Here is a 5,882-nt window from a genome sequence, read left to right as displayed (position 1 = left end):
GCCCTATCGGATCTTTGATCCCAGCCAGCAGCGCGTGACCCATACCGCGATCACCGAGAATAAACACCTTGGCGATATGCTGGCCTACATCAAGGCGCAGCAGGAGGCCAATCCGCCTCAGATCGGCGCGGTCGGCAAACAGCGCACCCGCTACACCCCGAGCGGCAAGCGTGGCGCCGGCCGCAAGAGCTGGCTCGATAAGCGCGCTGAGCGCCGTGCGTCCGAGGACCAGGCGGCAGCGCTGCCGCCGCCGGCTGAATGACGCGAAGAGCCCACTGCGGACAGTCGATCAGGCATTGAGAGAGATCATCGGACGGCTTCCATATCCACCCTGACCCTCAACAGTGATTGGCAGGCGCCTGCTCGTTCCGCCATATGCAGTCCACACCTCTTTCAGCCAAATCATGGTGCTATCCACGATTGCGTCATTCACGCTGAACGGCTGATCAAACGGATCGAAGAGCGGCACCTCTGGACAGAGGTTGCCATCAGTAATGCGCACTTCAAAAAGAGACCGGAAGTCACCGATGGCCTTGTTTAAAGAAAGCAAGTCAGGCCCATCAAGATGAACCATGACGTCGAACATGCCGTCAGCGTCTTGAGGAAGATGAACGACAATTCGGATGCTGCGCGCTTTGTCCGGCAGATTGCGATCTATTCCCTGCAGCGCCGACAGTGCAGCGTCTGTATGGGCACGAAGGACGGCCAGCAGAGTCCGTTTGTATTCCTCATATCCACTGATCATAGCGGCTTCCTCGACGTGTGAAACCTATGATGGCGGGAAGGCTGAATTACCGCAATGTCCCGCATAGCTGCCTCTCGCGCAACTTTGCTTCCGCCGCCGACCCCGTCCCTACGGCCCTTTATGGAGAGAGCGGCCCGGGGTCGGCTCAGCCCTCGCCGCACGGGCAGCGACTTTTCTAAATGGCGGAACACGCGACATTTTAACTTGGTGACAACATATAATACCGCTTTGGGAGCCAGATTTTTTGCTTTGCAAACAACTTCCGCGCGTCAGATAGCGCCACAGATCGGCGCGAAGAGCCCTCCTCGGACATTAGTCTCTCCCGCAGCCAATGCAGATGCAGAAAGAGTGATCGGCCCTTAGCGGACACCCGTTCATCGTTGATGCTGTAAAGCGCGGCTTCTGAAGCGGCTGTTCGTTCTATCGCACAGCATGGCCGCATCTGCTGCTGGCGTCTGTACGGACAAACTCTCGAGTTGTTTCGCGATGACCCACTTCTAATCCTGGACTTCTTCCAGTTGCCATTTGGGGCCGCCAAACTTGCGGACCTACTACTCAGCCCGTCAGACTTCACACCTCTGATAGCATAGTGCCGGTCGATCAACTTGGCCCGCGGCTCAGTCTTGGCCGCGGGTGGATGGAAATATTCGAATCAGTCTCGTGTGCAAACATACGCATTACGATCTTCTGACATATTTTGTCTGTATTTTTGCGAACGATATGCTTATTACAATGTAATTTGCCACTTAACTGCGTAAATCGCGCCAAAATATGACATCTAACAATATAAGAAAGTGTCTGGCATCTTAAGTGCAGCTAAGGAGGCTTATCAAAATGGCGTTGGATCGAGAAAAGCTAAGAGCTTTGATGAAAGCTCGTGGGGTCACACAGAAGGACATCAAGGAAGCGACAGGCAAGGATGCGCGGACTGTTAGCCGATGGATGAGTGGCGCGAACGTCCCGAAAGATCGAGATCTCCGCATCATCGCAGAGCTTTTGAGCTGTGAGCCCGTCGCGTTTTATGAGAATTTCGTCGACGTGCCTGATGGGAGGGTGTCCATCCACGCCTCTGTTTCGGTTGCCTCGCACAATGCCTTTGAGGTGATGGGGGTGCGCTACGGAGTGACACAGCGCGACATTATCGAGATTGCCCCCGTTCTTTTCGCCATCCTGGCCGGCCACGCCATCCGTGTCCCGGAGCAGGATCTGGACGCGTGGCGGGCTGCAAAGAAGGCCGGTCTGTATGTGCAAATTGGTGGCAATGCTGAGGAACAGGAAGGGTTTGACCTTGATCAGCGCGCAGCTGACCAGCGCAAATGCTTCGGCATTGCGGCAGATCCAAAAGACGCTACGCCTCGCAACCTTTTCGCGGTGGCATTACGGCGGCTGTGTCAAGACCTCAAAGGGATCGTGGATGCGACATCAATGCCCCAACCGGATGCCGGAACACCACTGAAGGCCGTCGGCTTCAATGTCGACCCTGAAATCCTGTCCTTTCTTGCGCAAGAGAATGCAGAGAGAGTTTCTGATTTTACGACCGGTCGGCTACGACTACCGGCACGCGAGAGCCTGGAGCGTTTCGGAATGCAGGCCGTAGTGGAGGAGGTTCTGCGCCAAGAAAATGCGCGGTCTGCGAAGTTGGCAGAGCAGCGTGAAGAAAGTTTGGGGAAACAGTCTGCTTGGCAAGCGGCCTATGCGGCCGACAACCCTGAATTGGACGCAGAGTATCACTGCTTGGCCGCGCGCTACTTTGAGCCGGAGGGACATGTTGCAGAAGGCCTCTCTGCCGAAGAGCGCGATGCCGTCTACGCTGATCCCTTCAACGCAAGGCGTGAGCTGAAGGAAGGTTGTTTCCCCCATTACTTCCACTTTTTGAACGAACCGGATCCAGCCGAAGAAGCACAGGCAGAACAGGTTGCGCGTCTACTAGAGCTGGAGCGGCAACGTCAGGCCAGCAAGCAGGCTTTTGACAAGGGGGCTGTGTGATGCAGGTGCAATCAGCCTATCGCTACAGTCGGCATGCCATCTGCCGGCTCGCGCAGCGCGGAGTTTCCGCAGAAGCCATGCGTATTCTGCTGGAACATGGCAGAACCTACAATGCGGGCCAAGGTTGCTCCTATGTTCAACTGTCCAGAGCGGACTTGCGCAGGTTGGCATCAGAAGGCGCACCTGAGGGAACATTGCGCAGTCTTGCGCGGCTGCAAGCGGTGGTGAGCGATGAGGGCGAGGTGGTGACCTGCTACCATGCCAGCGACCGTCGTCTTGTCAGCAGCCGTCGCCGCCCCTCGTTCAAATACCACTGACATTCCCTGGCGTGGAGATTTCATAATGACCCAGCATGTTCGCATTGTTGAATCGACCAAGTTTCACCATGCAAAGCGCCAATGGCGCATCGAAGCAGGCAGATATACGCTGTTGCGCCTGACCTATGGCCAGACGGGTGGCGCCCTGAAGACAGCAACGATAGGGGATGGTTGGGGGAGACCCATCTTTCCGGAGCCTGCGCGTCTTATTGAGGCTATGGCAGTAAGTGTCCAAAATCTGGCGGGTCCGCAGGTGGATCTTTGGTTAAATAAGGATTCGAAGGGAAGGCCGTTTCTGGAGATTACCGCCGAAGCAAGCTTGAAGGATTTCTTTGACGGCGCTACGCTTTTGGCGATCGAGATGACTGCCATTTTGAGCCGACCAGCGCGACTAGATGGCTCTTCTGGACGGCTAGCTTGCGCAAACGGTGCCCTTGTCGCCGCTTGAGAGGCGCAGCTTTGTGTTGCACCGATATTCCCCACCATATTTCTCACGAACTAAGTATTTAAAAGAGCAGCCATGCGCATTATCGAACCGCCTCGCGATCAGCACTCCCATTTGCGCCAACCTTTGACGACTGGCGAATTGCGGGTGCTTGACATGCTGGATGACAAATTGCCACCAAAGTGGGAAATTTATCTTCAGCCACATTTCAATGGGCTGAAGCCTGATTTCGTTCTACTTGAGCCGAATGTGGGGATCGGCGTCATCGAGGTGAAGGACTGGAACCTTGATGCTATGCGCTACTTTTTCAAAGATCACAGGAGCGGGCGGAGTGAACTTTACGCGATCGGGCCGGATGGGCGTGATTTTCGCGTAGAAAACCCTTTCGCGAAGATCAGGCGCTACAAGGAAGCGATCTACTCAGTTTATTGCCCCCGTCTGGCAGAAAAGAACGGTTTCGGGGCTATCAATGCAGGCCTCGCTTTCACCGCGGCAGACCGGGAAAAGGTTCTGCAACTGCAAGAGCCGTTCTTGCGCCCGGGAGAGCATGACAGGCGCCATGAGTACTGGCCCGTCATCGTTCGTCGCGAGCTGGATGAGGGCTGCGTTGAAACTCTCCTTCCCCTCCTGACCCGCAAGGGCAAATCCTATATGCGCCCCGATCTGGCAGAGGATCTGCGGGGTTGGTTGGTCGAACCCGACTTTTCTCAGGCACAGAGGGTGCCACTGGAAATGGATCAAAAACAGCGTGAACTGGCCCAAACACGTACAAAAAGTGGCTATCGACGCATAAAGGGGGCTGCTGGTTCGGGGAAGTCCCTGGTCCTAGCTGCAAAGGCGGCCAAGCTGGTTGATGAGGGCAGAGATGTGCTGGTTGTCACTTTCAATATGACGCTTTGGCATTACCTGCGCGATCTGGTGGTGCGGGCACGCAAGGGAGGGCGGCGCAGTGGTACTTTGACCTTCACGCATTTTCACAATTGGTGCCGGGATGTCTGCCAGACCTCTAAAGCCTTCAGCGATGAATACGCTGCTATTATGCAGCCCGTTGCTGAGATCAAGAATATGAAGCTGCCCGCGCGGGAAGAACAAAGAAGATTGCAGTTTATTTTACCGCCGATCTTAAATGAAAAGGTACCAACGCTCGCGCGAAAAGCTGCGGCTGCCTTGGCGGATAAAGATAAGTATGATGCGCTTTTGGTGGATGAGGGACAGGATTACCTACCCCTTTGGTGGAATGCGCTGCGTGCGGGGTTGCGACCTAACGGAGAGGCCTTGCTTGTAGCCGACAGCTCGCAAGACCTATACGGATCAGCGCAAAGCTGGACGGAAGTCGCGATGACGGGGGCGGGATTTGCAGGCGAGTGGGCGACACTGGATATTAGCTATCGGCTTCCGCCGAAACTTTTGGCACTGAGTCAGGACTTCGCTAAGCGGCTCTTGCCCGAGGCGACCCGCATCATCCCGGAGCCCGAGAATGACGAGCTTGATTACTATCCTTGTGAGTTGCGCTGGATCCAGTGTGATGAGCAGGAAGCAGTAAACGCCTGCGTCAATTCTGTCGTGAATCTAATGAAGCGGACCGGCTTGACCTCTGGTCTGGCAAATTCAGATATTGTCCTGCTGTCCGGCAGCCATGAAGTGGGGCGTCAGATCGTTGAAGAGCTGGATCGTGAGCCTTACGGGGTTTCAAGCACGCATATTTTTGCTGAAGGCAAGCCGGAGCAGGATCGTCGAAAGATGGCTTTCTTCCTGGGCCAGCCGCGCGTCAAGGCCGCCACTATCCACAGCTTCAAGGGGTGGGAAAGCCGTATGTTGGTCCTGCACCTGAACAAGGCCATCCGATCCGAGGATCTGGCTGGGGCCTATGCGGCGATCACGCGCCTGAAGCGAGATGTACGTGGTAGCTACATCACCGTGGTTTGCTCGGCTCCTCAACTAGCCGCTTTTGGTAGGACTTGGCCGATTTTCGAGGATATGTCCTGACCGCACGCGCATGGTGGCATGTAAAATCTGTGCAGTGGACCATCGTAGGGTGCAGGGCATGTCTTCAGCTGCGATGTACATGACGACCGCTTCGACGGAATTGCCGCGGTTGGTCTAGCTTACCCATACAGAGTCAAGCACAAACGAAAATTTAGCCAATCTGTCTGACCAAAACGCCATTCTGCTTTCTTACCTGGGTAAATCCATCCAGACCCCGCGCTTAAGAGATCTATCGCGGATTAGTGGATGCACCCCCCTCTACCCTCATGGCAGCCATGTTCAAAAACGATCCAGACCGTGTGAAAACTTGAACCGGATTTCCAGCATTGAGCGGCCGTGGTATTCTTGGGCATGGCACATATTTCAGGCGGTGATCGGTCCCAGCTCCTGCTTTTGCCGGACT

5 protein-coding genes and 1 pseudogene are annotated in these 5,882 nt (G+C 55.4%); 5 read left to right on the top strand and 1 reads right to left on the bottom strand.

What is annotated here, in order from left to right; all coding sequences use genetic code 11:
- Window positions 1–262, top strand: a pseudogene (locus FA740_RS18955) (ISNCY family transposase); the annotation flags it as partial.
- A gap of 27 nt (window positions 263–289) precedes the next feature.
- Here the strand turns inward: FA740_RS18955 and FA740_RS18950 are convergent.
- Entirely contained in the window at window positions 290–745 is a 456-nt protein-coding gene (locus FA740_RS18950; protein ID WP_136858361.1) for a DUF6389 family protein, read from the bottom strand.
- Window positions 746–1,579: 834 nt separating this feature from the next.
- On the opposite strand from FA740_RS18950, the gene FA740_RS18945 reads away from it, so the two are divergent.
- The 4 genes from FA740_RS18945 (at window position 1,580) to FA740_RS18930 (ending at window position 5,479) form a co-directional block, all read left to right on the top strand.
- Entirely contained in the window at window positions 1,580–2,731 is a 1,152-nt protein-coding gene (locus FA740_RS18945; RefSeq protein WP_136858360.1) for a helix-turn-helix domain-containing protein, read from the top strand.
- A complete protein-coding gene (locus FA740_RS18940; protein WP_136858359.1) occupies window positions 2,731–3,048 on the top strand; it encodes a DUF4258 domain-containing protein in 318 nt (105 codons plus the stop codon). The genes FA740_RS18945 and FA740_RS18940 overlap by 1 nt, the downstream gene beginning before the upstream one ends.
- Before the next feature lie 25 nt (window positions 3,049–3,073).
- The gene (locus FA740_RS18935; RefSeq protein ID WP_136858358.1) at window positions 3,074–3,496 is read left to right on the top strand and encodes a hypothetical protein; all 423 of its coding nucleotides are present in this window, start codon (window positions 3,074–3,076) and stop codon (window positions 3,494–3,496) included.
- Between the two features lie 72 nt (window positions 3,497–3,568).
- Window positions 3,569–5,479, top strand: a complete 1,911-nt coding sequence (locus FA740_RS18930; RefSeq protein WP_136858357.1) for an NERD domain-containing protein — start codon at window positions 3,569–3,571, stop codon at window positions 5,477–5,479.
- The last annotated feature ends 403 nt before the right edge of the window (window positions 5,480–5,882 follow it).

Source organism: Paracoccus hibiscisoli (genome assembly GCF_005048265.1).
GTDB classification, from domain to species: Bacteria; Pseudomonadota; Alphaproteobacteria; order Rhodobacterales; family Rhodobacteraceae; genus Paracoccus; species Paracoccus hibiscisoli.
The sequence above is the reverse complement of the archived record's forward strand: the minus strand, read 5'-3'. Positions and strand labels throughout refer to the sequence as shown.

Bases quoted from the DNA above. Each gene is read 5' to 3' on its own strand.
- FA740_RS18935 (WP_136858358.1), top strand. From the start codon at position 3,074: ATGACCCAGCATGTTCGCATTGTTGAATCGACCAAGTTTCACCATGCA.
- FA740_RS18940 (WP_136858359.1), top strand. From the start codon at position 2,731: ATGCAGGTGCAATCAGCCTATCGCTACAGTCGGCATGCCATCTGCCGG.
- FA740_RS18950 (WP_136858361.1), bottom strand. From the start codon at position 745: ATGATCAGTGGATATGAGGAATACAAACGGACTCTGCTGGCCGTCCTT.
- FA740_RS18930 (WP_136858357.1), top strand. From the start codon at position 3,569: ATGCGCATTATCGAACCGCCTCGCGATCAGCACTCCCATTTGCGCCAA.
- FA740_RS18945 (WP_136858360.1), top strand. From the start codon at position 1,580: ATGGCGTTGGATCGAGAAAAGCTAAGAGCTTTGATGAAAGCTCGTGGG.